Here is a 25,992-nt window from a genome sequence, read left to right on the forward strand (position 1 = left end):
GGAAAACCGCCACAGGAGACCGAAGATGACCGCAAAAGTGACCGCGCTCGACCTGCCGCAATCCGAACTCAGCGACGGCACCAGGGCCTATTTCGCCAAATGCGAGGAAAAGCTCGGCCTGGTGCCCAATGTGCTCCTTGCCTACGCGTTCGACGAGAAGAAGCTGCGCGCCTTCACCGACACCTACAACGATCTGATGCTGGGCGAATCCGGCCTGTCCAAGCTGGAACGCGAGATGATCGCGGTGGCGGTCTCGTCAATCAACCACTGCTATTATTGCCTGACCGCGCATGGCGCCGCGGTGCGCCAGCTTTCCGGCGATCCGGAGCTTGGCGAGATGATGGTGATGAACTGGCGCGTCGCCGATCTTTCGGAGCGGCAGCGCGCGATGCTGGAATTTGCGGTGAAACTGACCGAAACGCCGGCGAAGATGGTCGAGGCCGACCGCGAGGCGCTGCGCAAGGCCGGGTTTTCCGAGCGCGACATCTGGGACATCGCGTCAACCGCGGCCTTCTTCAACATGTCGAACCGGCTCGCCTCGGCCGTCGATATGCGGCCCAACGCCGAATATCATACGATGGCCCGCTGAATCAGGGGCCCGGTAGGATCAGGAGCGCGCCGCGATCGCCGCCGCCGCTCCGGCCATGACGCCGGCGCTGATCCGATTGGCGATGCGCATGGCGTGCGGGCTTTTCAACAGCCGGCGCGCCTGGGTCGCGGCCACGACCCATGTCAGGTCCGTCGCCATCAGCACCACGAACATGGTCGCCGTCAGTTCCAGCCAGCCGACCATCGACACCGCGTGCAGGTCGATGATGGTCGGCAGCAGCGCCAGATAGAAGATCATGATCTTGGGATTGCCGAGCGTCACGGCCATGCCGGCCAGGAACAGCCTTGCGGGCGAGTCCTCGCGTGGAAGATCATCCGCCTTTGCCTCGACCGGCGCCGTCCACATCTTCCAGGCAAGATAAGCGAGATAGACGACACCGACCCATTTCACCGCCACGAAGGCGTAGTGGAACGTCTCGGCAATCACGGCAAGGCCGAACACCGCGCAGGACAGCCAGATGCCTTCGCCGATCCACAGGGCGGCGAGGAAGGGCAGCACGTCGCGGTAACCCCTGGAGATCACCCGCGCGACGAGCGCCGCGATCGATGGGCCGGGCGAACCGGCAGCGACGAACAGGGCGGCGGCGAAGATCAGCAGGGAGGAGAAATGCATCGGTGGCGCTCCAACTTTCTGCTCGGCCATCTAGCATATTTGCCTCGTCATGTCGCCCGCCCCGTGTCCGCTCCGCGCTTGACTTCGCCCCGTCGCGCCGTTCAATGCGAGCGAACACAATTCGAGGGGACCGACATGGGATTTTCGTTTCCATGGCCGATGAGCCAGGGCGAGTGGATGGCGTGGATCAGCGCCGTCGTCACGCTGGTTTTCGGTCTGGCGCTGTTTCTCGCGCCGGGTCTGTGTTTCCGCTTGCTGCGCCTGCAGCCCAGGCCGGAAAAGCCGGCCGCGATCGCCGAAGGGCGCGGCCGCATGGCCGGTTTTTACCTCGGTGTCGGCCTGTGCTGCGTGCTTCTGGCCCAGCCGCTTCTCTATATGGCGCTCGGTTTTTCCTGGCTGTTCACGGCCTTCGGGCGGATGCTTTCGATGATGTCGGACAGAGCCGGCACGCCGTTCAACTGGATTTCGCTGGTCGTCGAACTGGTTCTGGCCACGCTCGCATTGCTCTTCGCCTTCGGTTTCGTTGCCTGAAGACGGGTATCCGGGCGTGAGAGCCAGCGTTTGGTTTCGGCATGCGACAAAAGTGCGTGCCAAGCATTGCCATAGGCGGATTGCGGTCTTGGAAGGCGTATGCTAGACGGCAATCGACTTTCGGCGGGGATAGCGGAAGCCGCTCCCTCGCGCTTGGAAAAAACGCACTAAGGTCAAAGATTTAGCCAGAGTTTCCACTCGCGCAAACAATCTGCGGCCTGTCGAAAAAAGAGAAAGACGGACCGTGGCCCAGTCTTCATCGCCGATCTCCGCTGTTGCCGATCGCTATGCGCGTTCCCTGTTCGAGCTTGCGCTCGAGGCGAAATCGCTGCCGAAGGTCGAGAGCGACCTGGCGCGCTTTGAATCCATGCTTGCCGACAGTGCCGATCTGCGCCGCCTGATTGAAAGCCCGGTCTTCTCCTCCGAGGAGCAGGCCAAGGCGATCGGCGCCATTGTCGCCAAGGCGGGAATAGCCGGGCTGGCCGGCAATTTCCTGAAAGTCGTCGCTTCCAATCGCCGCCTGTTTGCGGTCCCCGGCATGATCCGGGCGTTTCGCCGCATCCTGTCGGAGCATCGCGGCGAGGCGGCGGCCGAAGTCACGTCGGCGCATGCGTTGTCGGCGGCGCAGCAGAACGAACTCAAGGCTGCGCTCAAGAGCGTGGCCGGCAAGGACGTGGCGATTTCGGTCACGGTCGATCCCTCGCTTCTCGGCGGGCTGGTGGTGCGTATGGGCTCGCGCCAGATCGATACATCGCTTAAAACCAAACTCAATTCGCTTAAGCTTGCACTGAAAGAGGTCGGCTGATGGACATCCGCGCCGCGGAAATCTCCGCAATTCTGAAGGACCAGATCAAGAATTTCGGCAAGGAGGCTGAAGTCTCCGAAGTCGGCCAGGTGCTGTCGGTGGGTGACGGCATCGCGCGTGTCTACGGCCTCGACAACGTCCAGGCCGGCGAGATGGTGGAATTCCCCGGCGGCATTCGCGGCATGGCGCTGAATCTCGAGGCCGACAATGTCGGTGTCGTTATTTTCGGTAACGACCGCGACATCAAGGAAGGCGACACGGTCAAGCGCACCGGCGCCATCGTCGACGCCCCCGTCGGCCCCGGTCTTCTCGGCCGCGTCGTCGATGCGCTCGGCAACCCCATCGACGGCAAAGGCCCGATCAAGGCGGTCGAGCGCCGCCGCGTGGACGTCAAGGCGCCCGGCATCATCCCGCGCAAGTCGGTGAACGAGCCGATGTCCACCGGCTTGAAAGCCATCGACGCGCTGATCCCGGTCGGCCGCGGCCAGCGCGAGCTGGTCATCGGCGACCGCCAGACCGGCAAGACCGCCATCATTCTCGATACGATCCTGAACCAGAAGTCGGTGCACAAGAGCGGCCCAGAATCGGAAAAGCTCTATTGCGTCTATGTCGCCGTCGGCCAGAAGCGTTCGACCGTCGCGCAGTTCGTCAAGGTTCTGGAAGAGCGCGGCGCGCTGGAATATTCCATCATCGTCGCCGCCACGGCTTCCGACCCGGCGCCGATGCAGTTCCTGGCGCCTTTCACCGCCTGCACCATGGGCGAGTATTTCCGCGACAATGGCCAGCACGCGCTGATCGGCTATGATGATCTTTCCAAGCAGGCCGTGGCTTATCGCCAGATGTCGCTGCTGCTGCGCCGTCCGCCGGGCCGCGAAGCCTATCCGGGCGATGTTTTCTATCTGCATTCGCGCCTGCTCGAGCGTGCCGCCAAGCTCAACGATGACAATGGCAACGGCTCGCTGACGGCGCTGCCGATCATCGAAACGCAGGCCAATGACGTGTCGGCCTATATCCCGACCAACGTGATCTCGATCACCGACGGCCAGATCTTCCTGGAAACCAATTTGTTCTTCCAGGGCATCCGTCCGGCCGTGAATGTCGGTCTTTCGGTGTCGCGCGTTGGGTCCGCCGCCCAGATTAAGGCGATGAAGCAGGTTGCCGGTTCGATCAAGGGCGAGCTTGCGCAGTATCGTGAAATGGCGGCCTTCGCGCAGTTCGGCTCCGATCTCGATGCCGCCACGCAGCGTCTTCTCAATCGCGGCGCGCGCCTCACCGAGTTGCTCAAGCAGCCGCAGTTCTCGCCGCTCAAGACGGAAGAGCAGGTGGCGGTGATCTTTGCCGGCGTCAACGGCTATCTCGACAAGCTGGCTGTCGCCGATGTCGGCCGCTTCGAGCAGGGCTTGCTCGCCCATATGCGCGCCGACGGCAGTGCGATCCTCGATGCGATCCGTACCGAGAAGGCGTTGTCGGACGATCTGCGTGCCAAGCTCAAGGCGGAGATCGACACCTACGCCAAGACCTTTGCCTGATTGGGACGAAGGCACGCGGGATTAGAGTTTGAAGCATGGCGTCACTAAAAGACCTTCGTAATCGCATCGCCTCGGTCAAGGCGACGCAGAAGATCACCAAGGCGATGCAGATGGTCGCCGCGGCGAAGCTGCGCCGGGCTCAGGAGGCTGCGGAGGCGGCGCGCCCGTATTCCGAGCGTATGGGCGTGGTGCTGGCCAACATCACCCAGGCGATCGGAGACGATGCACCGGCGCTGATGACCGGCACCGGCAAGGACGATGTGCATCTGCTCGTCGTCTGCACGGCGGAGCGCGGCCTGTGCGGCGGCTTCAATGCGCAGATTGCGCGTGCGGCCCGCGACCATGTGCGCAGTCTCCAGGCCGATGGCAAGACCGTGAAGATCATCTGCGTCGGCAAGAAGGGTTTCGACATCCTGCGGCGCGATTTCGCCAAGCTTATCATCGAACGAATCGATCTGCGTGAAGTCAAGCAGATCGGGTTCACCAATGCGGATGCCATCGCCAAGAAGGTGATCCAGCTTTTCAACAAGGGTGAATTCGACGTCTGCACGCTGTTTTATTCACAGTTCAAGTCGGTGATTTCGCAGATTCCGACGGCGCAGCAGCTTATTCCGGCGGCAGCCCCGGCGGCTGAGGGCGAATCGGCCAGCGAAGGCGCGGTTTATGAATACGAGCCGGAGCCGGGCGAGATCCTCTCCGATCTCATTCCGCGCAACATTTCGGTGCAGATATTCCGTGCGCTGCTGGAAAACGCGGCTGGCGAAATGGGCGCCAAGATGAGCGCGATGGACAATGCGACGCGCAATGCCGGCGACATGATCAATCGGCTGTCGATCACGTATAACCGTCAGCGTCAGGCGCAGATCACCAAGGAACTGATCGAGATCATTTCGGGCGCCGAGGCGCTCTAGCGCGAACGCCGCCGGCCGGCCGGCGAGTGGACCGCGTTGAAACCAAAGGACGAGAAGGGCAAGACAATGGCGAAAGCAGCGACCCCGAAAAAGGCAGCCCCGGCGAAGGCCGCAGCAAAGGCTCCGGCGGCGGCCAAGGCAACGAAGGCGGCAGCGCCGGCAAAGAAGACTGCCGCTGTTAAGACCGCCGCGGCCAAGGCGGCAACGCCAGCCAAGGCGGCAGGCGCGCGCACCGCTTCCAAGGCCCAGGGTGCGGTCGGCAAGGTTCGGCAGGTCATCGGCGCGGTCGTCGACGTTCAGTTCGAGGATCATCTGCCAGCCATTCTCAACGCCATCGAGACCGAGAATGTCGGCCATCGCCTGGTGCTCGAGGTTGCCCAGCATCTCGGCGAGAACACGGTGCGCTGCATTGCCATGGACTCCACCGAAGGTCTGGTGCGTGGTCAGGACGTGCGCGATACCGGTGCGCCGATCACGGTTCCCGTCGGTCCGGGCATGCTCGGCCGCATCATCAATGTCATCGGTGATCCGGTGGACGAAGCCGGCCCCGTCGATGCCGCGGAAGAGCGCGCGATTCACCAGCCGGCCCCGGCCTATGTCGATCAATCGACGGAAGCCAGCATCCTGATTACGGGCATCAAGGTCATCGACCTGCTGGCGCCTTATGCCAAGGGCGGAAAGATCGGCCTGTTCGGTGGCGCCGGCGTCGGCAAGACGGTGCTGATCCAGGAACTGATCAACAACATCGCAAAGGCGCATGGCGGCTATTCGGTGTTCGCCGGCGTCGGTGAGCGCACCCGCGAGGGCAACGACCTGTATCACGAGTTCATCGAGTCGGGCGTCAACAAGAAGGGCGGCGGCGAGGGTTCCAAGGCGGCGCTGGTCTATGGCCAGATGAACGAGCCGCCAGGCGCGCGTGCTCGTGTCGGCCTCACCGGCCTGACGGTTGCGGAATATTTCCGCGACCAGGGCCAGGACGTGCTGTTCTTCGTCGACAACATCTTCCGCTTCACCCAGGCGGGTTCGGAAGTGTCCGCCCTGCTCGGTCGCATTCCCTCGGCTGTGGGCTATCAGCCGACGCTGGCGACCGACATGGGCGCGCTGCAGGAACGCATCACCACCACCAACAAGGGCTCGATCACCTCGGTGCAGGCCATTTACGTGCCGGCCGACGACTTGACCGACCCGGCGCCGGCGACCTCGTTCGCCCACCTCGACGCAACGACGACGCTGAACCGCGCCATCGCCGAAAAGGGTATCTATCCGGCCGTCGATCCGCTGGACTCGACCTCGCGCATGCTCGACCCGATGGTCGTCGGCGAGGAGCACTACGCCGTCGCCCGCCAGGTGCAGCAGACCTTGCAGCGCTACAAGTCGTTGCAGGACATCATCGCCATCCTGGGCATGGACGAGCTTTCCGAAGAGGACAAGCAGACGGTGGCGCGCGCCCGCAAGATCGAACGCTTCCTGTCGCAGCCCTTCTTCGTCGCCGAAGTGTTTACCGGTTCGCCGGGCAAGCTGGTCGATCTCGCCGACACCATCAAGGGCTTCAAGGGCCTCTGCAATGGCGACTACGATCATCTTCCCGAGGCCGCCTTCTACATGGTCGGCAATATCGAGGAAGCGATCGAGAAGGCGCAGAAGCTGGCTGCGGAAGCGGCTTAAGACGGCAATCGGCAATAGGGCCTGAAAAACATGGCTGAATCTTTCCAGTTCGATCTCGTTTCGCCCGAACGCCTGCTGGTGTCCGAGCAGGTCGAATCGGTCATCATTCCGGGTGCCGAAGGCGAGATGACCGTCATGGCCAAACACGCGCCGGTCATGACCACGATCCAGCCGGGTGTCGTGACGGTAAAGAGCGCCGGTGGCGGCGAGGAACGCTATGTGGTGTTCGGCGGCTTTGCCGATATCCTGCCTTCGGGCTGCACGCTGCTGGCCGAATCGGCTGTCGCGGTGAAGGATATCGACCGCGCCGACATCACCCGCCGCATCCAGGAGGCGAAGGAAGACGCCGCCGACGCCGAGGACGACGAGACGCGCACCAAGGCGGAGCAGTTCCTGCACCAGCTCACCACGCTGGAAGGCGCGATCCTTCCGGCCTGACTGGAACTGGGCCGAGGTCGAATCTTTCATTCGGAATCGAAATTTTTGAACATCGCGCGGCGCTTGTCGCGCGATTGCTTTTTGCGCCCCGTGCCGCATGAAGAACCCGCGCCTCTGTCGAGACGCGGGTTGTTGCCTGGACGCTTGCGCGTCGCGGTACTCATTACGGGGCCGCAGACCATTCGACCATGCCGGTCGATGGTGAAGATCAGCTTAACGGGTTTCGAAAAAAGTGCTTCGGTGTAGCCACGCGCCGCAGGGATTATTTCAATAAAATCAGCGGTTAATGGCGGAGAAGGAGGGATTCGAACCCCCGATACCCTTGCGAGTATGCCGCATTTCGAGTGCGGTGCATTCGACCACTCTGCCACTTCTCCGAACCGCAGGATTCCGCCGTTTTCCACGTGTGTGGGACAGAACGTTCTGCAAACAAACCAGTACCTTGGACCAAACTTGGACCAAATAGGGGGCCGACCCGGTTTGAGCGAGCGGGTTGTAGCCGTCTCAGGTCCGTTCGACAAGGGGGAAATGGCGCCGAGACACTAGAGACATGGAAGGGTAGTCAACGCTTTTCGGTCGCCCCTATGGGTTCGGTTTCCACCATTGGAAATATGGGGCGCAATATGGGCGATGGATCAGGTACACTACGCGGCTACCGAAGTTGTTCGGAACGGTGAAGTCATTTTCCTGGACGGCGCGAAGGGCCGGAAAGCGGGTTACTATCCGCCGGACAGCGCGCATGAGCTTGTACGCGAAGCTTATGAAGCGGGCGTCAGGAAGGACTGAGTAGCCCGATTTTCAGGCCTGACGTAGAGCACCGGCTCGGGCCAGATAGAACGGCCTGACTGACAATCTGGAAGCGAGATCAGAACTTGTAGGCGATTCCTAAGCGGAGATCGTGAGTTTTCAAATCGAATTTGGCGGGAAACGCAAAGGCAGAGAATTTGTCGCTGCCGAGGTCGGTAAATCGATATTCAGCCCTCAGCGTCACGTTGTCGGTAACGGCGTAACCCAGGCCGGCACCGATGTTCCATCCCACGAGCGTTGAGCGATGAGTGGAAACCCCCTTGTCTTCGAGGCTAATTTTGTACCCGCCAAACGAGACACCGCCGGCGATATATGGGAGAAAGCGGCCGACCGCGTATCCAATTCGGCCGCGCACCGCGCCATTCCACGACATTTTGAACGAAGTGGGAATGAAGTTGCTCAGAGTCCCAGACGTACCGCCGATGGAAAGTGTCCAGTCGTCCGAGGCGTCCTTGACATTGGTGGCATTGATATCGGCCTCGATCCCAAGGACCACCTTATTGCTCATCTGGTAATTGTAGCCGGCATAAAGGCCGCCCAATACGCCGGAGTCGTCAAGGTCTATGTATGTTTTCCAGGGCGGCACGATATCCGCATTGGTGGTGGATTTGCCCCAGCCGTACCCGATCTGTGCGCCAACGTAGGCACCTGACCAGTCATAAACCGCATCCTGTGCGGCGGCTGGCCCGGCGCTGAGAGCAAGCGCGGCAGCGACAGTACCCAGCTTCTTCATGATTCCCCCCAAGCAACCTGTCCGGTTAAATTAGCACTCACCCGGTAACCTTGAAAGGGTCGTTCAAGCGGCCGATTCGACTCGAGCGGCGAAGCTGAAACAGCATAGTTTGACGATATATGTTGGCGTCTTTCAGGTTGTTTTGTTGCTTGGTTGCTCAGCTTCTGGGTGTCGGAAAAGGCTGAACGATGAGGTTACAAGGCCCAATCTGCGGTGCGTTGGAGCTACTTTTGAAGGCAGGTGCAAGGCGCCCAGGGCCGGCTTGCGGACAAGGTCGCCGGCAGCGCCGCATTCCTTGACTCTGCGCATCGTTTCGGCTACGGACGGCACGCAATCGGCGTGGAAATTTCCGCGCCGCTTGTTTTTTGAACCCGCAGACTGACAAAAAGACGGCCGGGCCACCTTCTCGATGCGAGAAGGGCACAGCCCAACAAGGCCGACCGAACAGCGAAAGGCAAAAAATGTTCGCAGTCATCAAAACGGGCGGCAAGCAGTATCGCGTGGCCGCCAACGATCTCTTGAAGATCGAAAAAGTTTCAGGCGAAGTCGGTGACATCGTCGAGATTGCCCAGGTTCTGGCGCATGGCGAAGGCGACAAGGTCGTCATCGGCGCGCCCTTCGTGGATGGCGCCACGGTCACGGCGGAAGTGGTCGAGCAGGGCAAGAACCGCACGGTCATCGCATTCAAGAAGCGCCGCCGCCAGAATTCGCGCCGCAAGATCGGTCATCGCCAGTTGCTGACGACCGTGCGCATTTCGGAGATCCTGACCGACGGCGCAAAGCCTTCGAAGAAGGCCGCCGCCAAGCCGGCCGCGAAGGCAGAGGCCGCGCCGAAGAAGGATGCCGGCGAGGCCGCCGCGCAGCCGTTGTTCAAGGCGCCGAAGGGCGAGCCGGATGACCTTACCGTCATCAAGGGCATCGGCCCGGTCGCCGCCAAGGATTTGACCGAGCAGGGCATCACGACCTTCGCGCAGATCGCCAAGCTGAGCGACAAGGACATCGCCAGGATCGATGAGGCCATGCCGTTCAGCGCCGACCAGATCAAGGACTGGCGCGAGCAGGCCAAGGAACTGGCGAAGAAATAGAGCGTCCGGTCACTGGCCGGGCTTGAAACGGAACGCGAACACGTTCATAGAGATCGCAGGCGTCCTTCGCGGCGCAAAGGAGCAGTAAGATGGCACACAAGAAAGCTGGCGGTTCGTCGCGCAACGGTCGCGATTCGGAATCCAAGCGCCTTGGCGTGAAGAAGTTCGGCGGCGAAGCCGTCATCGCGGGCAACATCATTATTCGTCAACGCGGCACCCAGTGGCATCCCGGCACCAATGTCGGCATGGGCAAGGATCATACCCTTTTTGCGCTCGGAGCAGGCGCGGTCACCTTTAACAAGAAAGCCAACGGCCGAACCTACGTATCGGTGAACCCGATTCAAAAAGCAGCGGAGTAGCCGGTTCCGCACCACAACACCGGCGCCCCATCTCGGGAACCGGTGTCTGGACAGGCCAGAAAAAGGATCAGGGGAGATGGGGTCGCCATCTCCCCTTTTTCTTTGTCTGGAGGACATTTCCATGGTTGCCGAAAAGGAAGACGTCGAAGACGGCAGTTTTCGGATCGATTGCCCGGTGCTGATCACCGAGCGGCTGGTCATGCGGCCACCGCATGATGAGGATCTCGATGATCTCGTTGTGCTGGCCGACAATCGCCGTATCGCCGAAATGCTGGCGCGCATGCCCAATCCCTATGGCGCGAACGAGGCACGGTCCTTCATCGCCAACAGCAAGGCAAGCGTGCTCGGCAGCGCGATTTATGCGCTGACTCTTTCCGAGACGGGCGCCTTCATTGGCTGCGCCGGGCTTAACCAGACCGAGCGCGGGCTGGAACTGGGCTATTGGATCGGTGAGCCGCATTGGGGCAGCGGCTATGCCACAGAAGCCGCGCATGCGCTGGTCGATCTCGCCTTCCGGGCGACGACGATCACAGCCCTGCACGCATCCTGCCGGGTCATCAATCCGGCATCGCGGCGGGTCATCCACAAATGCGGGTTCCAGTATGCCGGGCAGGGCATGTTGAATTCGGTGGTTGCCGGCAAGGTGCCGGTCGAGCGCTACCGGCTCGACCGCCGGACATGGGCGAGCCTGAGAAGCTGGTCAACGCATAATTGATACGAGAACTGATGGCCCGGCTCATTCCAGAACCGTCCAGACCGGCTGGTGGTCCGAGCCGTCGGCCTCGTTGTCGATCCAGCAATCCGTGACGTGGGCCGCCAGACCCGCCGAGACGAAACAGTAGTCGAGGCGCGAATGTTGTCCGGCGCCGGAAAGATCGAGCCGACTCATGCCTTCTTCCGGCGGCAGGCCGGCCAGTCGCGAGGCATCGACGGGATGATGGGCGACGATGCGCCGTCCGAAGAGGCGGTCGGCGGCACCGGTCATCTCGTCATATTCGGGTTCGTTGGGACGCATGTTGAAATCGCCCATCAGCACGAAATCCTCCGGGCAGGGCGGCTCGGGGAAACCGTATTCGCCGGAGCCGGTGACAGCGCCGCCTTCCAACGGAAAGGCAAGTATACGCTCCTTGAGATGGCGGATCTGCATGATGCGCTCGTCGCGGTTTACATGATCGAGATGGGTGCTGTAGAGGCGCAGCGGGCCGAGCGGCGTAACGATCAGGCCCTCAAGTGCCGCGCGCTGGAGATTGGCGCGGTCATAGGTTCGGCTGCGCGGCAGGAGCAGGTTGCGCACCGACACGATCGGCCAGCGCGACAGCAGCATGTTGCCGAACTGGAAGCGCAATTCAGGTGTCGCGGCCTTGGGGTTCATCGCACCGAAATCGATGTCCATCGCCGCGCCGTAGGCATGGCGATGGCCGGGCAGGAGGCCGCCAAGCCCTGCCACCATGTCGATGCCGCCATTGGTGGGATAGTTTCGCGTGACCTCCTGCAGTGCAATGATGTCGGCATCGGCAATGCTGGTTGCGATGCGTGGGAGATCGACCTTGCCGTCGCGGCCAACACCGAACTGGACATTGTAAGTCACCAGCTTCATTGCGACATCTCCCTCACACCGCCCAAAAACGGTGCGGCCGGCCCTCGCGCTTGGCCGCACCATGGGGTAGTGAAGGGCCGATCCATGAAACGCAAGAGCCGCAAAGGCTGTGCCGTCCGATGAAATTCCTCGATCAAGCCAAGGTATATGTCCGCTCCGGCGATGGGGGCGCCGGCTCCATGTCGTTTCGGCGTGAAAAGTTCATCGAGTTCGGCGGGCCGGATGGCGGCGACGGCGGGCGTGGCGGCGATGTCTGGGTCGAAGTGGTTGACGGGCTGAACACGCTGATCGACTATCGCTATCAGCAGCATTTCAGGGCCAAGACCGGCATGCATGGCATGGGCCGCAACATGACGGGCGCCAAGGGGGCGGATGTGGTGCTGAAAGTCCCGGTCGGCACGCAGGTGATGGCCGAGGACAACGAGACGCTGATCTGCGACCTTACCGTGGTTGGCCAGCGTTTCCTGCTTGCCAAGGGCGGCAATGGCGGTTTCGGCAACCAGCACTTCAAGACCTCGACCAATCAGGCACCGCGCCGCGCTAATCCCGGCTTGCCGGGCGAGGAGTTGAGCATCTGGCTCAGGCTGAAGCTGATCGCCGATGCCGGGCTGGTCGGCCTGCCCAATGCCGGCAAATCCACGTTCCTCGCTGCGGTGACGGCGGCCAAACCGAAGATTGCCGATTATCCCTTTACCACGCTGCATCCGGGGCTTGGCGTGGCGCGCATCGACGCGCGTGAATTCGTCATCGCCGATATTCCGGGCCTGATCGAAGGCGCGCATGAGGGCGTCGGCATTGGCGACCGCTTCCTCGGCCATGTCGAGCGCACGCGGGTTCTGCTGCATCTGGTGTCGGCCTTGGAGGACAATCCCGGCAAGGCCTACAAGACCATCCGGCGCGAACTTGCCGCCTATGGCAACGGGCTTGCCGAAAAGCCGGAAATCGTGGCGCTGAGCCAGGCCGACACGCTCGATGCCGATGCGCGCAAGAAAAAAATGACGGCGTTGAAGAAGGCTGCCGGCCGTGCGCCGCTGCTGCTGTCGGCTGTTACCGGGGAAGGCGTGGAAGCGGTTTTGCGCGGGCTGATGAGCGTGGTGCAGGAGGCGCGAGGGGATACGGCGGCGGCCGCAGCCACTGTCGGCGAACGGTGGAAACGGGACTGATGACGGCCCTCTCGCTGAAAAAGTATCGCCGCATCACCGTCAAGATCGGCTCGGCGTTGCTGGTGGATCGCGGCGCCGGCCTCAAACGCGACTGGCTTGCAGCACTTGCCGACGATATCGGCAGGCTGACGGCGAACGGTTCGGAAGTCCTCGTCGTTTCTTCGGGCGCCATCGCGCTTGGCCGCACCATGCTCGGCCTTGGCAGGAAGGCGTTGAAGCTGGAGGAAAGCCAGGCGGCGGCGGCCGTCGGCCAGATCGCGCTTGCCGGTGCATGGGCGGATGCGCTCGGCCGCCACGCACTGAAATCGGGGCAGATATTGCTGACGCTGGGCGACACCGAGGAGCGGCGGCGCTACCTCAATGCGCGCGCGACCATCTCGACGCTGGTCAAGATGAAGGCGGTGCCGGTCATCAACGAAAACGACACCGTCGCCACCTCGGAAATCCGCTATGGCGACAATGACCGGTTGGCCGCTCGCGTCGCCACCATGATGGGCGCGGATCTTCTGGTGCTGCTTTCCGACATTGACGGGCTCTACAGCGCGCCGCCGGCGCTCGATCCTGCGGCTGAATTCATTCCGGTTGTCGAGCACATCACGCCGGACATCGAAGCCATGGCGGGGGCAGCGGCCTCCGAACTGTCGCGTGGCGGCATGCGCACCAAGCTCGATGCCGGCAAGATCGCCACCCTTGCCGGCACGGCGATGATTATCGCCGCCGGCACGCGGCTTTCGCCGCTTGCGGCAATTGAGGAGGGCGCGCGCTTCACCCTGTTCAAACCGAGCAATCATCCGGTGAAGGGCTACAAGACCTGGATCGCGGGCCAGCTTGAGCCGACCGGCCGGCTGACGGTCGATGGCGGTGCGGTCAGTGCGCTGATGTTCGGAAAGTCGCTGCTGCCGGCCGGCGTGAAGCAGGTTGCCGGCAATTTCGCCCGCGGCGATACTGTGGCCATACTGTCGCCGGAAGGGCGCGAGGTGGCGCGCGGGCTGGTTGCCTATGATGCCGCCGATGCCGTAAGGATCGCAGGTCTGAAGACCGCCGAGATCGAGGCGGTTCTCGGTTATGAAGCGCGCTCGGCGATGATCCACCGCGACGATCTGGTGGTGAGCCATGCCGAGCGGGTAGGAGAGTGAGCCATGCTGAAGCTCAGTGAGACGGCCGGGCAGGACACGGCGAGTTTGATGGCAGGGATCGGCCAGCGTGCCCGCGTGGCGGCGCGGCCGCTCGCAATTGCCACGACCGCGGCGAAGAACGCCGCTCTGGAGGCGATGGCCGTTTCCATCCTGCGCAACGAGGCGGCCATCCTGGATGCCAATGCCGCCGACCTGGCCAATGGCAGGGATGCCGGCCTGTCGTCGGCGATGATGGATCGGCTGAAGCTCGATCCGGCGCGCATTGCCGCGATCGCCAGGGGCATTCGCGACATTGCGGCGCTGCGTGATCCGGTCGGCGATGTTGTCGCTGCGTGGGACCGCCCGAACGGCCTGCACATCGAGCGGGTAAGGACACCGCTCGGTGTCGTCGGCGTGATCTATGAGAGCCGCCCGAATGTCACCGCCGATGCCGGTGCGCTGTGCCTCAAGGCCGGTAATCCGGTGATCCTGCGCGGCGGCTCGGACTCGCTCAATTCCTCGGCCGCCATCCATGCCAGCCTTGTCGAAGGGCTGAAGGCCGCTGGCCTGCCGCAAGACGCCATCCAACTCGTGCCGACGCCCGATCGTGCCGCCGTTGGCGAGATGTTGAAAGGGCTTTCCGGCAATCTCGACGTCATCATCCCGCGTGGCGGTCGCAGCCTTGTCGAGCGCGTGCAAACGGAGGCGCGGGTGCCGGTCTTCGCTCATCTCGAAGGCATCTGTCATCTCTATATCGACAAATCCGCCGATCTCGCGATGGCGGTGAAGATCGCCGTTAACGCCAAGATGCGGCGCACCGGCATTTGCGGCGCTGCGGAGACGCTTCTGGTGGACCGTGCTGTCGCATCGAGCCATCTCGTGCCTATGCTCGAGGCGCTGCGCGCCGCCGGTTGCACGGTCCGTGCCGATGCAGATGCGCGCACCGTGTTTCCTGCCGCCGAACCGGCGGATGACGCCGATTGGCGCACAGAATATCTCGACGCGATCATTGCAGTGAAGCTGGTGGACGGCATCGAAGGCGCCATCGACCATATCGAGACCTTCTCCTCGCATCACACCGAGGCCATCGTGGCGGAAGAGGGGGCGGCGGTCGAAAAATTCTTCAACGAGATCGATTCGGCGATCCTGCTCCACAATGCCTCGACCCAATTCGCGGATGGCGGCGAGTTCGGCATGGGCGCCGAGATCGGCATCGCCACCGGCAAGATGCACGCGCGCGGGCCGGTGGGCGTCGAGCAACTCACCTCGTTCAAATATCGCGTGCGCGGCTCCGGGCAGGTGCGGCCGTGAGAGTTGCCGGTCAGGTGTAGGGTGCAGCCAGCATCGGTCCCGCCCCGCTATCTGCGCATGCCCCATGTCGAAAAAGGCATGCAGGTCGGCCTGTTCGGCGGCTCGTTCAATCCGCCGCATGCCGGCCATGCGCTGGTCGCGGAGATTGCGCTGCGGCGGCTGGCGCTCGACAGGCTGTGGTGGATGGTCACGCCCGGAAACCCGCTCAAGAGCACGCGCGAACTGGCGCCGCTTGCCGAGCGTATAGCGCTTTCGCAGCGTATCGCGACCAACCCGCGCATCCAGGTCACGGCTTTCGAGGCGGCGCATCGTGTGCGCTATACCGCCGATACATTGGCGCTTATACGCGCCAGAAACCCTGGCGTCGATTTCGTCTGGATCATGGGCGCCGATTCGCTGCGTGATTTCCATCGCTGGCAGCGCTGGCGCGAGATAATGCTGACCTTTCCAATCGCCGTTATCGACCGGCCGGGTGCGACGCTCTCCTTCCTTTCTTCCGTAGCAGCCAAGACCTTCGATTATGCCCGTATCGACGAGCGTGACGCACAGTTGCTGGCGCGTAAGTCCGCGCCGGCCTGGACCTTCATCCATGGCCCGCGCTCTTCGCTCTCTTCCAGCGCCATTCGGGCGGGAACACGGGCCTGACAGGGGCATGCAATGATGCAGTCTTGAAACTGCAATGCGACTCTGCCTATCTTTACGGTGTCATCCGCTTATGAGGATGGCTTGGTTGTTCTTGCTGCGAAAGGAAAGACACTGAGAACAGCACTACAGAAGAAGGCCGATCTCGTGCCTTCGCCGGCCGGAATCAGCGGAAATGCCACTGCGTCCCGCGCCATCGAAACGGTCCTTGCCAGTCTGGAAGACTCCAAGGCCGAAAACATCGTCTCCATCGACATTCAGGGAAAATCGAGCCTTGGCGATTACATGGTCGTCGCCTCAGGCCGGTCGCACCGTCATGTGTCGGCTGTCACCGACCATCTGCTCAAGGCGCTCAAGGATGCCGGATTCGGCAATCCGCGCGTTGAAGGCCAGGCCAGTGCGGATTGGGTCCTGATCGATGCGGGCGATGTCATCGTCCATGTCTTCCGACCCGAGGTCCGCGACTTCTACAGCCTTGAGAAAATGTGGCAGGCGCCGGACCTTGAAGAGGAAACGCTGCATTAATTTCGGACATTGTCCGAAAACGGCCTTGTTTTTCGCCGAGGCGGAAATCCCGATGTAGCGCTTCAGGGCAGGAATGAAGATCATTGTGCATGCCGTGGGCCGGATGAAGGCCGGTCCCGAAAGAGATTTGGCTGGCCGTTACTTTGAACGGTTCGCCCGCAGTGGTCCGGCGGTAGGGCTCGATTTCTCCGGGGTCACGGAGATCAGCGAAAGCCGCGCGCAGACGGGCAGTGAACGGCGGCGTGAAGAAGGCCGTGCGTTGCAGACACAATTGCAGCCCGGCTCGGCGCTGCTTCTGCTGGACGAGCGAGGCCGCAACTTTTCCTCGGAAGAATTTGCCGGGCGCCTCGGCCTGATGCGTGACGACGGGCGAAAGACGCTTGTCGTGGCCGTCGGCGGGGCCGACGGGCACGATCTGTCGCTGCGTGACCAGGCCGAACTGGTGCTTTCTTTCGGCGCGCTCACCTGGCCGCATCAACTGGTGCGCATTATGTTGGCCGAGCAGCTTTATCGGGCCGCCACGATCCTTTCAGGCCATCCCTATCATCGCGCTTGACAGGTATTGCCGCAGGTTCGTGCAACGGGCCTGGCGACAGTAAACATGGTTGATCGTTCGTTAACGAAGCGGCCGCTAATATTGGGCTTCCATGTTTGAGAACCGCAAGCCACGACGAAACGCCTTGGACGGCTTGCGCGCCGCCATTGTTGTCGTTTTGTTGTTACCGGGCATGGTGCATGCGGAAAACGGCACGGACACCACGCCCGATTCCGAGCAGAGTCGGATCGAATATGAACGCATCTCGAACGAGATCACGCTGTCATCCGAGCGGATGGCCAAACTCGCTGCCGACATCGCTTCGATACGCAAGGATTACGCCAGCATTACCGCGGCCCTTATCCAGTCCGCCAAGACCGAACAGAAGCTTGGCCAGGACATTGAGGACATAGGGGCCAAGCTCGACGAACTGAAAGCCAAGGAGAAAGCAATACGCCTCTCTCTGGCAGGCCGTCGCGACGTGTTGGCCGAGGTGCTCGGCGCCCTGGAGCGCATCGGCGTCAATCCGCCGCCGGCAATTCTCGTCAAGCCGGAAGACGCGCTGTCGTCGGTGCGCAGCGCCATATTGCTGGGCGCGGTGGTACCCGAACTGCGTGCCGAGACCGAGGCGCTGGTGGCCGACCTCAAAGCGCGCGCGCGTGTGACGGCCTCCATAGAAGCCGAGCGGGCGCGATTGAAGACGGCCGTCACCGATCAACTGGCGGAAAAGCAGCGGCTCACCTTGCTTCTGGAGGCCAAGAAGAAAGTGCAGGCCGATACCCAGACAGCGATGGAGGAAGAGCAGAAGCACGCTGCCGATCTGGCCGCGAGGGCCAGGAGCCTGAAGGATCTGATAGCCGCGCTCGACGAACAGGCGGAAAAGGACCGTAAAGCTCAGGATCTGGCCATGCAGCCGATACCGGAGGCCAACCGGTTGATCGAGCATCCGCCCTTTGCGGCGCTCAAGGGACAGGTGGCGCTGCCGGCGATAGGCAAGATCAAGCGCCGCTTCGGCGCGAAAGACGAGAGCGGCGCGATAATGCGGGGCGACATGGTTGCGACACAATCGGGCGCCATCGTGACGGCGCCGGCGGATGGACATGTACTTTATGCGGGGCCGTTCCGCTCTTACGGACAACTCTTGATCCTTGATGCCGGCGCCGGCTATCATATCGTGCTGGCGGGGATGGGCAGATTGAGCGTCGTGTCCGGTCAATCCGTGCTTGCAGGCGAGCCGATCGGCTCGATGGGTGAGGCGAGACTTGCGAGCAATTCGGCCTCGTCGAACGGAAATGCGACACCGGAACTTTACGTCGAGTTCCGCAAGGATGGAAAACCCGTCGATCCGACCCCGTGGTGGGCGGACCGTTTCTCTGGAAGGACTTGAAATGATGCGGAAATTTTCGCTCCTGCTCGCCGGCGTGCTGATGGGCGCCTCGGCCATGAGCCTGGTTTACGGGGTGCCCGGCTCGGCAGCGAACGCGGCGAGTTCGGATACTTATAAGGAACTCGCGATCTTCGGCGATGTCTTCGAGCGGGTGAGGGCGCAATACGTCACGCCGCCGGACGACAAATCGCTGGTGGAGAATGCCATCAATGGCATGCTGACCTCGCTCGATCCGCATTCCTCCTACATGAATGCCGAGCAGGCGCAGGACATGCGGGTTCAGACCAAGGGCGAATTCGGCGGCCTCGGTATCGAGGTCACGATGGAAAATGACCTTGTCAAGGTCATCACGCCGATCGACGACACCCCTGCCGCCAAGGCAGGTGTGCTGGCCGGTGACTATATTTCCAAGATCGACGGCCAGGAAGTGCGCGGCATGACCCTGAACGACGCGGTCGACAAGATGCGCGGGCCGGTCAAGACGCCGATCAAGCTGACCATTCTGCGCAAGGGCGCCGACAAGCCGATCGAAGTGTCGGTGGTGCGTGACATCATCAAGGTCAAGGCGGTGAAGTTCCGGGTCGAGAAGGACATCGGCTATATGAAGATCGCCTCCTTTACCGAGCAGACCTATGACGACCTCGAAAACGCGATCAAGAAGATCCAGGAGGAGGTTCCGAAGGACAAGCTGAAGGGCTACGTGCTCGATCTCAGGCTCAATCCGGGCGGCCTGCTCGATCAGGCGGTGAGCGTTTCCGATGCTTTCCTCGATCGTGGTGAAATCGTTTCGACGCGTGGCCGCGATCCCAAGGACGTGACGCGTTTTGACGCCAAGGCTGGCGACGATATCAACGGCAAGCCGCTGGTGGTATTGATCAATGGCGGCTCAGCGAGTGCTTCGGAAATCGTCGCCGGTGCCTTGCAGGACATGAAGCGCGCGACGCTGGTGGGTACGCAGTCGTTCGGCAAGGGTTCTGTGCAGACGATTATTCCGCTCGGCGAGAACGGTGCCTTGAGGCTTACGACGGCGCTCTATTACACGCCTTCGGGCAAGTCGATCCAGGGCAAGGGCATCACTCCCGATATCGAGGTGGATCAGCCCTTGCCGCCGGAATTGCAGGGTCGCGACGTGACGCGCGGTGAATCGGATCTCAAGGGCCATATCAAGGGAGCGGACGAAAACTCGGATGGCTCCGGTTCTTCGGCCTATGTGCCGCCGGATCCGAAGGACGATCTGCAATTGATCTATGCCGAGCAGCTTTTGCGCGGTGAAAAGACCAATCCGGCTTTCCCACCTAATCCGAACAAGGTGGTGAACAACCAATAGGCCGCCAGATAGTCCTGTTTTTGCCGGTATCTATGCCATGCTGCCGGGGCCGAAAGGTTCCGGCAGTTTGATTCGAGCGGCGGGGGTGCGCTTGGCTGAATTGAAGGAGATCGATCGCCCGCTGGGTCAAGATGGGCCGCCCGCAAGGCGCGGCGTGACCCTCGACCGCGGGTCGATCATGCTGGCGGCGGCCGCTGTCGTGCTGGTCGTCGTCTCCGCTGCGATTGCCTTGCGCGACAGGCCATTCCGTCATCCCGAGACGACCGCCGTCACGACGCCGAAAATCGTCGCGGAGGTCAACCCCGTCGCGACGGAACCGGTCAGACCGGCGCCCTCTGCCAGCGGCGCCGCGAAGCCGACCGACGGACCGAAGATCATTCATATCGAAGGCGAGGGGCCGGCCAGCCAACCGGGCGGCGCAATCGTCATCCGCGATCCTTCGGCCGTCAGCCAGGATCTACGGGTCGCGCACCTGCCTGACAGGGCGCTGATCGAAGACAGTCCGACCGGTCCGCTGCCGATTCGCTCAGTCGACGGGCGCAGGCCGTTCGACGTTTATGCACGGCCATGGTCCGGGGCGCGCGGCGCGCGGATTGCCATCGTCATCGGCGGGCTTGCCGTTTCGCAGACGACCACGCAGGCGGCGATCGCCAAATTGCCGGCAGAAGTCACGCTGGCCTTTGCACCGCAAGGCAATTCCATTGGCCGCTGGATGCAGGATGCGCGCCACCGGGGCCATGAAATCGTCATGCAGGTGCCGCTGGAGCCGTTCGGCTATCCTTCGGTCAATCCGGGCCGCAATACGCTGACGATTGCCGCTTCACCGCCCGAGAATCTGGAAAAGCTGCGCTGGGCGTTGTCGCGTATGACCAACTACGTTGCGGTGATGAATTATATGGGCGCGCGGTTCAGTTCCGACGCCGATGCCTTGCAACCGGTCATGGACGAACTCGCCAAACGCGGCCTTGGCTATATCGATGACGGCACCTCGGCGCGCAGCCAGGCTCCGGAATTGGCGCTCAAGGACAGCGTGCCGTTCGCCGTCGCCGATACCACCATCGATCAGGTGCAGGATCGCGGCGCGATCCTGAAAAAGCTCGATGAACTGGAAGCGACGGCACGCGCCAAGGGGTTCGCCGTCGGCGTCGGATCGGCCTTCGATGTGACGGTGGATACCGTCGCCTCTTGGGTGGAGGAAGCGAAGAAGCGCGGTATCGAGATCGTGCCCATTTCCGCCGTGGCCAATGATCCCCAGAAGGGGTAGCAATTTTTTCCGGTGTTTTCGCACCTACATTCCCGAGCGATAGGCAAGCGCATGATTGGAAAACGAATCGATCCCGAAACGCTGCCCTATCGCCGCTGCGTCGGGGTGATGATACTCAACCCGCAAGGGCTGGTCTGGTCCGGCCGTCGTATCGCCGAGCCGGACAGCGAAACGGCCGGCACCGCAAGGCTCTGGCAGATGCCGCAGGGCGGCATCGACAAGGGCGAGGCGCCGCTGGTGGCGGCCTATCGCGAGGCTTTTGAAGAGACCGGCATGAAAAGCCTCGACCTGATCGCCGAGGCGCCGGACTGGATCAATTACGATCTGCCCCGTGAACTGGTCGGCATCGCGCTCAAGGGCAAATATCGCGGGCAAACGCAAAGATGGTTTGCCCTCCGCTTCACCGGTGATGAAAGCGAAATTCGCATCAATCCGCCGCCGGCCGGCAACGAGGCCGAATTCGATGCCTGGGCGTGGCGGCCGATGCAGGAACTCCCTGAACTGATCGTGCCGTTCAAGCGCAAGGTCTACGATGCGGTCGTGGCCGCTTTTCGCCATCTTGCACCGTAGGGTTTTCGCGATTTCATAGCCTATCGCGGTTCCGTGCGATTTGGCTTGGCTGAATCTGGTTTTGTGAAAGAATCCACCAATGATTGCCTTATAATAGGGAAGATTGTGCGCGTTTGCCGTGGTAGAAGCACAGTTACGTGGCCCAAGGCGGCGTTATGTGCAAGAATCTCGGATCTGGCGACATGGACAGGAATTTTGAACAGACCGATATGCTCCGGCAGCCATCCCTTGCTGCTGCCGGCGCGGTGCTGACCATCGATCTCGGCGCCCTGCGTGAGAACTATCGGCGGCTCAATGCCCGGTTGACAGGCGGTGCGCGGGCGGCCGGTGTGGTCAAGGCCGACGGTTACGGGCTCGGCGCTGTGGCCGTAGCTCACGCCTTGCAGGCGGAAGGTTGTGACCGGTTCTTTGTCGCGCATGTCGAGGAAGGCGTTTGCCTGCGCTCAGCGCTTGGCGACGGACCGGCGATTTTCGTCCTGAACGGCCTGCCGCCCGGCGCGGAGGGCGAAGCCATGGTTTCGCGGCTGACGCCGGTTCTCAACAGCGTTGAACAACTTGCAGCCTGGCGGGCAGCCGCGCACCGCGCCGGCCGATCGCTGCCAGCGGCGCTGCAGGTCGATAGCGGCATGTCGAGGCTCGGCATGGCCGCAGCCGAAGTGGAGGCGGTGGCCGGTGATGCGGCCAGCCTCGATGGTGTCGATGTCGTGCTGGTGATGAGCCATCTGGCTTGTGCGGACGAGCCGCATCATCCGGCCAATGCCGCGCAATTGCTTGAATTCGAGCGACTGCGCGCCATGCTGCCGGCTGCCCCCGCTTCCTTCGCCAATTCGTCGGGTATTTTTCTCGGGTCCGCCTATCATTTCGATCTCGCGCGTCCGGGGGCTGCGCTCTACGGCATCAACCCGACGCCTGGCCATACGAATCCGATGCTGCCGGTGGTGCGGCTGGATGCCAGGGTGATCCAGACGCGCACCGTCGAAGAGGGGGCAGGGGTTGGCTATGGCCACATCTATTTCGCGGCAGGCAGCCTGCGAACGGCCACCATTTCGCTCGGCTATGCCGATGGCTGGCACAGGCGTGGCGCGGCCGCTGCCTTCTTCGGCGGCAAGCGGTTGCCTTTTATCGGCCGGGTGTCGATGGATTCGATCATCCTCGATATTTCGGCACTGCCGGAAAGCCGGTTGCAGGCCGGCGATCTTGTCGAGGTCATCGGGCCATCGCAGGATGTGGATCAAGTGGCGGCGCTGACCGGCACGATTGGCTACGAGGTGCTGACAAGCCTCGGCAACAGGTTCCATCGGCGCATTGTGAACGGCTGAAGGCTGAATTTTAAATCAATTGCGCGGGTGCGAGGCCGGTGCGGATTATGGTGGCTCGGGCAACGAGTGCCGCGGGGAGTGAACGAATGAAAGTATTGATACTGGGCAGCGGCGTGATCGGCGTGACGAGCGCCTATTTTCTCGCCGAGGCGGGGCATGAGGTTACGGTCATCGACCGCCAGCCCGGCCCGGCATTGGAAACCAGCTTCGCCAATGCGGGCGAGATTTCACCTGGCTATTCCTCGCCATGGGCTGGCCCCGGCGTCCCGGTCAAGGCGCTTAAATGGTTGACGATGAAACACGGGCCGCTGGTAATACGGCCAGGCTTCGACCGGCATATGTGGTCGTGGATGCTCAAGATGCTGCGCAATTGCACGGCCGAGCGCTATGCGGTGAACAAGTCGCGCATGGTGCCGGTCGCCGAATACAGCCGTGATGTGCTGAAGGCGCTGCGCTCCACCACCAATATCGCCTATGATGAGCGCGCCAAGGGCACGCTGCAGCTCTTCCGCACGCAAAAGCAATTGGATTCCATCGGTGGTGACGTCGAGGTGTTGAAGCAGACGGGCGTGCCGTTCGAGGTTCTCGACCCCGAAGGCTGCATCGCCGCCGAACCCGGCCTAGGTGCGGTGCGTGAGAAATTCGTCGGCGGCCTGCGCCTGCCCGGCGACGAAACCGGCGATTGCCAGATGTTCACCGAGCGGCTGGCCGAAATCGCCACCGCTGCCGGGGTCAAATTCGAATATGGCGTCACGCTGACCGGCATCGAGACGGCGCAGGGCAAAGTAACCGGCGTGACCACAAGCGCCGGGCCGGGCCGCGCCGACGCCTATGTGATGGCGCTCGGTTCTTATTCGCCGATCTGGATGCGCAAGCTCGGTCAGCCGATACCGGTCTATCCGGTCAAGGGTTATTCGATCACCGTGCCGATTGTGAATGCATCGGCGGCGCCGGAATCGACGATCATGGACGAGACCTACAAGATCGCCATTACGCGCCTCGGCGACCGCATCCGCGTTGGCGGCACGGCCGAGATTTCCGGCTACAATCTGAGCCTCAACGATGCGCGACGCGACACGTTGATACATTCGGTCACCGATCTTTTCCCCGCTGCCGGAGACATCAGCAAGGCAACATTCTGGACCGGCCAGCGGCCGATGACGCCGGACGGGCCGCCGATCATCGGCCTGTCGAAATATGCCAATCTTTATCTCAACACCGGCCATGGCACGCTGGGCTGGACAATGTCCTGCGGCTCGGCCCGTGTCTTGGCCGACATCATGTCCGGCCGTGCGCCCGATATTGACGCCAGCGCGTTGGGGCCGCAGCGCTACGCGGCGTGACGCCAAAACAGAAACGCCCGGTTTGGGCCGGGCGTTTTCATTCCGAACGCGGATTTGACGTTACGCGGCCGGTTCGAATTTGAGCGCCACGCCGTTGACGCAATAGCGCAGGCCGGTCGGCGGCGGGCCGTCCGGGAAGACATGGCCGAGATGGCTGCCGCAGGTGGCGCAATGCACCTCGGTGCGCGTCATGCCGTGGCTGCGGTCGGTCGTGGTCTCGACGGAGCGGGGCAGGGGATCGTTGAAGCTCGGCCAGCCGGTGCCGCTTTCGAATTTCAGCGAGGCCTCGAACAGCTTGCTGTCACATCCGGCGCAATGGAAAGCGCCGGCGCGATGCTCATGCAAAAGGGCGCAACTGCCGGGCCGCTCCGTGCCGTGGCCGCGCATGACGGCGTATTGCTCCGGCGAGAGCAAGGCTCTCCATTCGGCGTCGGTGCGGGTGACGGGATAGGTTTGGGTATCCATGTTCATCTCCTGCCTTTGCGGCTTGTCATTAATGTCGTCGGGCAATTCGTTTCAACATAGGTATTTGTTACGGTGCTGACCACTGAGCTACCCCCCGAAATTCGGACACTGACATAAGCTATGATTTGCGGTCTGCTGATCTTCGACGAAAAGGAGATCAGAGATGTCGAAACGCAAGCAGCACGCGCCTGAGTTCAAGGCGAAGGTCGCCCTGGAAGCCTTGAAGGGCGAAGAGACCGCAGCCGAGCTGGCAAGCCGGTTCGGAGTTCATCCGACGATGGTTCACCAGTGGAAACGCGCTCTGCTCGAAGGCGCCTCGGGTGTGTTCGAACGCAATGGCCGGAAAAAGCCCGAGATCGACGAGGAGCAGGTGAAGGAGCTCCACGCCAAGATCGGGGAGCTGGCGGTGGCCAACTCTTTTTTGGAAAGAAAGCTGAAGCCCTGGGGCGGGAAGTGAGGCGCGGCATGGTTGAGCCGGATCATCCGGAATTGTCGATCACTCGGCAATGCAAGCTGCTGTCGATCTCACGCTCGTCCTTCTATTACACCCCGAAGGGGGAGACCGCGCAGAACCTGGCCCTCATGCGGCTGATCGACGAACAGTTCCTGGAAACGCCCTTTTTCGGTGTCCGGCAGATGACCTGGCATTTGCGCAACGACGGCCATCTGGTGAACGAGAAGCGGATACGCCGGCTGATGCGGCTCATGGGATTGATGCCGATCTACCAGAAACCCACTACCAGCAGACCGGCGAAGGGGCACAAGACCTATCCCTACCTGCTGAAGGGACTGCGCGTGGAGCGGCCCAACCAGGTCTGGTGCGCCGATATCACTTATGTGCCGATGCGGCGCGGGTTTCTCTACCTGGTTGCCATCATGGACTGGCACACCCGAAAGGTCCTAGCCTGGCGCATCTCGAACACGCTGGAGGCCGATTTCTGCGTCGAGGCGCTGAACGAGGCCATCTACAAGTTCGGGCTGCCGGAAATCATGAATACCGATCAGGGCAGCCAGTTCACCTCTTTCGCCTGGACCGATCGCCTGCGCCACACCGGCGTGCGCATCTCGATGGATGGAAAGGGTCGGTTCCTCGACAATATCTTCATCGAAAGGTTGTGGCGGACCCTGAAATACGAGTGCGTCTACCTGCATGCCTGGGAGACCGGATCAGAAGCGAGGGCGGGCATCCGGAAATGGATGACCTTCTACAACCACCAACGCCCACATTCAGCCCTTGGCGGCAGACCGCCCGCCGTGGTCTATTGGCTGAGAAAAGACGAAACCCAACCCGATCAGCAGGTGCAGAGAGTAGCTTAATTTATGCCAGATCCTGTCCAACGATCG

Annotated in this window: 27 protein-coding genes and 1 tRNA gene; 23 read left to right on the plus strand and 5 right to left on the minus strand. The window is 62.1% G+C overall.

Going from position 1 to position 25,992, the window contains the following annotated elements; translation table 11 throughout:
- The first annotated feature begins 25 nt into the window (after positions 1 to 25).
- Positions 26 to 589 (plus strand): peroxidase-related enzyme, encoded by a 564-nt coding sequence (locus BFN67_RS15755; RefSeq protein WP_080920526.1) that lies wholly within the window; start codon positions 26 to 28, stop codon positions 587 to 589.
- 18 nt (positions 590 to 607) lie between these two features.
- On the opposite strand, the gene BFN67_RS15760 is transcribed toward BFN67_RS15755, so the two are convergent.
- The gene (locus BFN67_RS15760; RefSeq protein WP_080920549.1) at positions 608 to 1,222 is read right to left on the minus strand and encodes a LysE family translocator; all 615 of its coding nucleotides are present in this window, start codon (positions 1,220 to 1,222) and stop codon (positions 608 to 610) included.
- Positions 1,223 to 1,357: 135 nt separating this feature from the next.
- Between BFN67_RS15760 and BFN67_RS15765 the strand changes: the two genes are divergently transcribed.
- The 6 genes from BFN67_RS15765 to BFN67_RS15790 all read left to right on the plus strand — a co-directional run bounded on the left by BFN67_RS15765 (position 1,358) and on the right by BFN67_RS15790 (position 7,101).
- Entirely contained in the window at positions 1,358 to 1,753 is a 396-nt protein-coding gene (locus tag BFN67_RS15765; protein ID WP_080920527.1) for an AGROH133_08824 family phage infection protein, read from the plus strand.
- Positions 1,754 to 1,997: 244 nt separating this feature from the next.
- Complete coding sequence (locus BFN67_RS15770; protein WP_080920528.1) at positions 1,998 to 2,558, plus strand: F0F1 ATP synthase subunit delta; 561 nt, start codon at positions 1,998 to 2,000, stop codon at positions 2,556 to 2,558.
- Positions 2,558 to 4,087 carry a F0F1 ATP synthase subunit alpha gene (gene atpA, locus BFN67_RS15775; RefSeq protein WP_080920529.1) on the plus strand — a complete coding sequence of 510 codons (1,530 nt, stop codon included), beginning with the start codon at positions 2,558 to 2,560 and terminating at the stop codon, positions 4,085 to 4,087. Before BFN67_RS15770 ends, atpA begins: the two co-directional genes overlap by 1 nt.
- 35 nt (positions 4,088 to 4,122) lie before the next feature.
- Positions 4,123 to 4,998 carry a F0F1 ATP synthase subunit gamma gene (locus BFN67_RS15780; protein ID WP_080920530.1) on the plus strand — a complete coding sequence of 292 codons (876 nt, stop codon included), beginning with the start codon at positions 4,123 to 4,125 and terminating at the stop codon, positions 4,996 to 4,998.
- Positions 4,999 to 5,064: 66 nt separating this feature from the next.
- A complete protein-coding gene (atpD, locus tag BFN67_RS15785; protein WP_080920531.1) occupies positions 5,065 to 6,663 on the plus strand; it encodes a F0F1 ATP synthase subunit beta in 1,599 nt (532 codons plus the stop codon).
- Positions 6,664 to 6,693: 30 nt separating this feature from the next.
- Positions 6,694 to 7,101 carry a F0F1 ATP synthase subunit epsilon gene (locus tag BFN67_RS15790; protein WP_080920532.1) on the plus strand — a complete coding sequence of 136 codons (408 nt, stop codon included), beginning with the start codon at positions 6,694 to 6,696 and terminating at the stop codon, positions 7,099 to 7,101.
- Positions 7,102 to 7,388: 287 nt separating this feature from the next.
- On the opposite strand, the gene BFN67_RS15795 is transcribed toward BFN67_RS15790, so the two are convergent.
- Both BFN67_RS15795 and BFN67_RS15800 read right to left on the minus strand, forming a co-directional pair.
- Positions 7,389 to 7,478: transfer RNA gene (locus tag BFN67_RS15795), tRNA-Ser, on the minus strand.
- 488 nt (positions 7,479 to 7,966) lie between these two features.
- Positions 7,967 to 8,641 (minus strand): outer membrane protein, encoded by a 675-nt coding sequence (locus tag BFN67_RS15800; RefSeq protein ID WP_080920533.1) that lies wholly within the window; start codon positions 8,639 to 8,641, stop codon positions 7,967 to 7,969.
- A gap of 461 nt (positions 8,642 to 9,102) precedes the next feature.
- Here BFN67_RS15800 and BFN67_RS15805 point away from each other — a divergent pair, with 461 nt between their 5' ends.
- From BFN67_RS15805 to BFN67_RS15815, 3 genes are all read left to right on the plus strand, one after another.
- Positions 9,103 to 9,726, plus strand: coding sequence for a 50S ribosomal protein L21 (locus tag BFN67_RS15805; protein ID WP_080920550.1), 624 nt, complete (start codon positions 9,103 to 9,105; stop codon positions 9,724 to 9,726).
- Positions 9,727 to 9,815: 89 nt separating this feature from the next.
- Complete coding sequence (gene rpmA, locus BFN67_RS15810) at positions 9,816 to 10,085, plus strand: 50S ribosomal protein L27 (RefSeq protein WP_080920534.1); 270 nt, start codon at positions 9,816 to 9,818, stop codon at positions 10,083 to 10,085.
- 121 nt (positions 10,086 to 10,206) lie between these two features.
- On the plus strand, positions 10,207 to 10,800 hold the full coding sequence (locus tag BFN67_RS15815; RefSeq protein ID WP_080920535.1) for a GNAT family N-acetyltransferase: 594 nt from the start codon (positions 10,207 to 10,209) through the stop codon (positions 10,798 to 10,800).
- Between the two features lie 21 nt (positions 10,801 to 10,821).
- Here the strand turns inward: BFN67_RS15815 and BFN67_RS15820 are convergent, their stop codons facing one another.
- On the minus strand, positions 10,822 to 11,682 hold the full coding sequence (locus BFN67_RS15820; protein ID WP_080920536.1) for an endonuclease/exonuclease/phosphatase family protein: 861 nt from the start codon (positions 11,680 to 11,682) through the stop codon (positions 10,822 to 10,824).
- 119 nt (positions 11,683 to 11,801) lie between these two features.
- Here BFN67_RS15820 and obgE point away from each other — a divergent pair, with 119 nt between their 5' ends.
- The 12 genes from obgE (at position 11,802) to BFN67_RS15880 (ending at position 24,183) form a co-directional block, all read left to right on the plus strand.
- A complete protein-coding gene (gene obgE / locus BFN67_RS15825) occupies positions 11,802 to 12,845 on the plus strand; it encodes a GTPase ObgE (protein ID WP_080920537.1) in 1,044 nt (347 codons plus the stop codon).
- Positions 12,845 to 13,981: a glutamate 5-kinase gene (proB, locus tag BFN67_RS15830; RefSeq protein ID WP_080920538.1), complete on the plus strand. Its 1,137-nt coding sequence runs from the start codon at positions 12,845 to 12,847 to the stop codon at positions 13,979 to 13,981. The genes obgE and proB overlap by 1 nt, the downstream gene beginning before the upstream one ends.
- 3 nt (positions 13,982 to 13,984) lie before the next feature.
- The gene (locus tag BFN67_RS15835; protein WP_080920539.1) at positions 13,985 to 15,271 is read left to right on the plus strand and encodes a glutamate-5-semialdehyde dehydrogenase; all 1,287 of its coding nucleotides are present in this window, start codon (positions 13,985 to 13,987) and stop codon (positions 15,269 to 15,271) included.
- Positions 15,272 to 15,328: 57 nt separating this feature from the next.
- Positions 15,329 to 15,916 carry a nicotinate-nucleotide adenylyltransferase gene (locus BFN67_RS15840; RefSeq protein ID WP_080920540.1) on the plus strand — a complete coding sequence of 196 codons (588 nt, stop codon included), beginning with the start codon at positions 15,329 to 15,331 and terminating at the stop codon, positions 15,914 to 15,916.
- Positions 15,917 to 15,997: 81 nt separating this feature from the next.
- Positions 15,998 to 16,438, plus strand: coding sequence for a ribosome silencing factor (rsfS, locus tag BFN67_RS15845; RefSeq protein WP_425349790.1), 441 nt, complete (start codon positions 15,998 to 16,000; stop codon positions 16,436 to 16,438).
- 73 nt (positions 16,439 to 16,511) lie between these two features.
- A complete protein-coding gene (rlmH, locus tag BFN67_RS15850) occupies positions 16,512 to 16,994 on the plus strand; it encodes a 23S rRNA (pseudouridine(1915)-N(3))-methyltransferase RlmH (protein ID WP_080920541.1) in 483 nt (160 codons plus the stop codon).
- Positions 16,995 to 17,085: 91 nt separating this feature from the next.
- The gene (locus tag BFN67_RS15855; protein WP_080920542.1) at positions 17,086 to 18,360 is read left to right on the plus strand and encodes a murein hydrolase activator EnvC family protein; all 1,275 of its coding nucleotides are present in this window, start codon (positions 17,086 to 17,088) and stop codon (positions 18,358 to 18,360) included.
- 1 nt (position 18,361) lies between these two features.
- Positions 18,362 to 19,687 carry a S41 family peptidase gene (locus BFN67_RS15860; protein WP_080920543.1) on the plus strand — a complete coding sequence of 442 codons (1,326 nt, stop codon included), beginning with the start codon at positions 18,362 to 18,364 and terminating at the stop codon, positions 19,685 to 19,687.
- 91 nt (positions 19,688 to 19,778) lie between these two features.
- Entirely contained in the window at positions 19,779 to 20,951 is a 1,173-nt protein-coding gene (locus BFN67_RS15865) for a divergent polysaccharide deacetylase family protein (protein WP_080920552.1), read from the plus strand.
- Between the two features lie 51 nt (positions 20,952 to 21,002).
- Positions 21,003 to 21,521, plus strand: coding sequence for an RNA pyrophosphohydrolase (locus BFN67_RS15870; protein WP_080920544.1), 519 nt, complete (start codon positions 21,003 to 21,005; stop codon positions 21,519 to 21,521).
- Positions 21,522 to 21,703: 182 nt separating this feature from the next.
- Positions 21,704 to 22,840 (plus strand): alanine racemase, encoded by a 1,137-nt coding sequence (gene alr, locus BFN67_RS15875; RefSeq protein ID WP_080920545.1) that lies wholly within the window; start codon positions 21,704 to 21,706, stop codon positions 22,838 to 22,840.
- An 86-nt stretch (positions 22,841 to 22,926) separates the two neighbouring features.
- Positions 22,927 to 24,183 (plus strand): D-amino acid dehydrogenase, encoded by a 1,257-nt coding sequence (locus tag BFN67_RS15880; RefSeq protein ID WP_080920546.1) that lies wholly within the window; start codon positions 22,927 to 22,929, stop codon positions 24,181 to 24,183.
- Positions 24,184 to 24,243: 60 nt separating this feature from the next.
- Here the strand turns inward: BFN67_RS15880 and msrB are convergent, their stop codons facing one another.
- Positions 24,244 to 24,648 carry a peptide-methionine (R)-S-oxide reductase MsrB gene (gene msrB / locus BFN67_RS15885; RefSeq protein ID WP_080920553.1) on the minus strand — a complete coding sequence of 135 codons (405 nt, stop codon included), beginning with the start codon at positions 24,646 to 24,648 and terminating at the stop codon, positions 24,244 to 24,246.
- 163 nt (positions 24,649 to 24,811) lie between these two features.
- On the opposite strand from msrB, the gene BFN67_RS15895 reads away from it, so the two are divergent.
- A protein-coding gene (locus BFN67_RS15895) for an IS3 family transposase (RefSeq protein WP_245295242.1) occupies positions 24,812 to 25,965 on the plus strand; the annotation gives its coding sequence in 2 pieces (ribosomal slippage) (positions 24,812 to 25,064 and positions 25,064 to 25,965; 1,155 coding nt in all).
- Positions 25,966 to 25,992 lie beyond the last annotated feature (27 nt).

Origin of the sequence: Manganibacter manganicus (genome assembly GCF_002075885.1) — a bacterium.
Classification (GTDB): domain Bacteria; phylum Pseudomonadota; class Alphaproteobacteria; order Rhizobiales; family Rhizobiaceae; genus Mesorhizobium; species Mesorhizobium manganicum.

Bases quoted from the DNA above. Each gene is read 5' to 3' on its own strand.
- BFN67_RS15755 (WP_080920526.1), top strand. From the start codon at position 26: ATGACCGCAAAAGTGACCGCGCTCGACCTGCCGCAATCCGAACTCAGC.
- BFN67_RS15760 (WP_080920549.1), bottom strand. From the start codon at position 1,222: ATGCATTTCTCCTCCCTGCTGATCTTCGCCGCCGCCCTGTTCGTCGCT.
- BFN67_RS15765 (WP_080920527.1), top strand. From the start codon at position 1,358: ATGGGATTTTCGTTTCCATGGCCGATGAGCCAGGGCGAGTGGATGGCG.
- atpA (WP_080920529.1), top strand. From the start codon at position 2,558: ATGGACATCCGCGCCGCGGAAATCTCCGCAATTCTGAAGGACCAGATC.
- BFN67_RS15780 (WP_080920530.1), top strand. From the start codon at position 4,123: ATGGCGTCACTAAAAGACCTTCGTAATCGCATCGCCTCGGTCAAGGCG.
- atpD (WP_080920531.1), top strand. From the start codon at position 5,065: ATGGCGAAAGCAGCGACCCCGAAAAAGGCAGCCCCGGCGAAGGCCGCA.
- BFN67_RS15790 (WP_080920532.1), top strand. From the start codon at position 6,694: ATGGCTGAATCTTTCCAGTTCGATCTCGTTTCGCCCGAACGCCTGCTG.
- BFN67_RS15800 (WP_080920533.1), bottom strand. From the start codon at position 8,641: ATGAAGAAGCTGGGTACTGTCGCTGCCGCGCTTGCTCTCAGCGCCGGG.
- BFN67_RS15805 (WP_080920550.1), top strand. From the start codon at position 9,103: ATGTTCGCAGTCATCAAAACGGGCGGCAAGCAGTATCGCGTGGCCGCC.
- rpmA (WP_080920534.1), top strand. From the start codon at position 9,816: ATGGCACACAAGAAAGCTGGCGGTTCGTCGCGCAACGGTCGCGATTCG.
- BFN67_RS15815 (WP_080920535.1), top strand. From the start codon at position 10,207: ATGGTTGCCGAAAAGGAAGACGTCGAAGACGGCAGTTTTCGGATCGAT.
- BFN67_RS15820 (WP_080920536.1), bottom strand. From the start codon at position 11,682: ATGAAGCTGGTGACTTACAATGTCCAGTTCGGTGTTGGCCGCGACGGC.
- obgE (WP_080920537.1), top strand. From the start codon at position 11,802: ATGAAATTCCTCGATCAAGCCAAGGTATATGTCCGCTCCGGCGATGGG.
- proB (WP_080920538.1), top strand. From the start codon at position 12,845: ATGACGGCCCTCTCGCTGAAAAAGTATCGCCGCATCACCGTCAAGATC.
- BFN67_RS15835 (WP_080920539.1), top strand. From the start codon at position 13,985: ATGCTGAAGCTCAGTGAGACGGCCGGGCAGGACACGGCGAGTTTGATG.
- BFN67_RS15840 (WP_080920540.1), top strand. From the start codon at position 15,329: ATGCCCCATGTCGAAAAAGGCATGCAGGTCGGCCTGTTCGGCGGCTCG.
- rlmH (WP_080920541.1), top strand. From the start codon at position 16,512: ATGAAGATCATTGTGCATGCCGTGGGCCGGATGAAGGCCGGTCCCGAA.
- BFN67_RS15855 (WP_080920542.1), top strand. From the start codon at position 17,086: ATGTTTGAGAACCGCAAGCCACGACGAAACGCCTTGGACGGCTTGCGC.
- BFN67_RS15860 (WP_080920543.1), top strand. From the start codon at position 18,362: ATGATGCGGAAATTTTCGCTCCTGCTCGCCGGCGTGCTGATGGGCGCC.
- BFN67_RS15870 (WP_080920544.1), top strand. From the start codon at position 21,003: ATGATTGGAAAACGAATCGATCCCGAAACGCTGCCCTATCGCCGCTGC.
- alr (WP_080920545.1), top strand. From the start codon at position 21,704: ATGGACAGGAATTTTGAACAGACCGATATGCTCCGGCAGCCATCCCTT.
- BFN67_RS15880 (WP_080920546.1), top strand. From the start codon at position 22,927: ATGAAAGTATTGATACTGGGCAGCGGCGTGATCGGCGTGACGAGCGCC.
- msrB (WP_080920553.1), bottom strand. From the start codon at position 24,648: ATGGATACCCAAACCTATCCCGTCACCCGCACCGACGCCGAATGGAGA.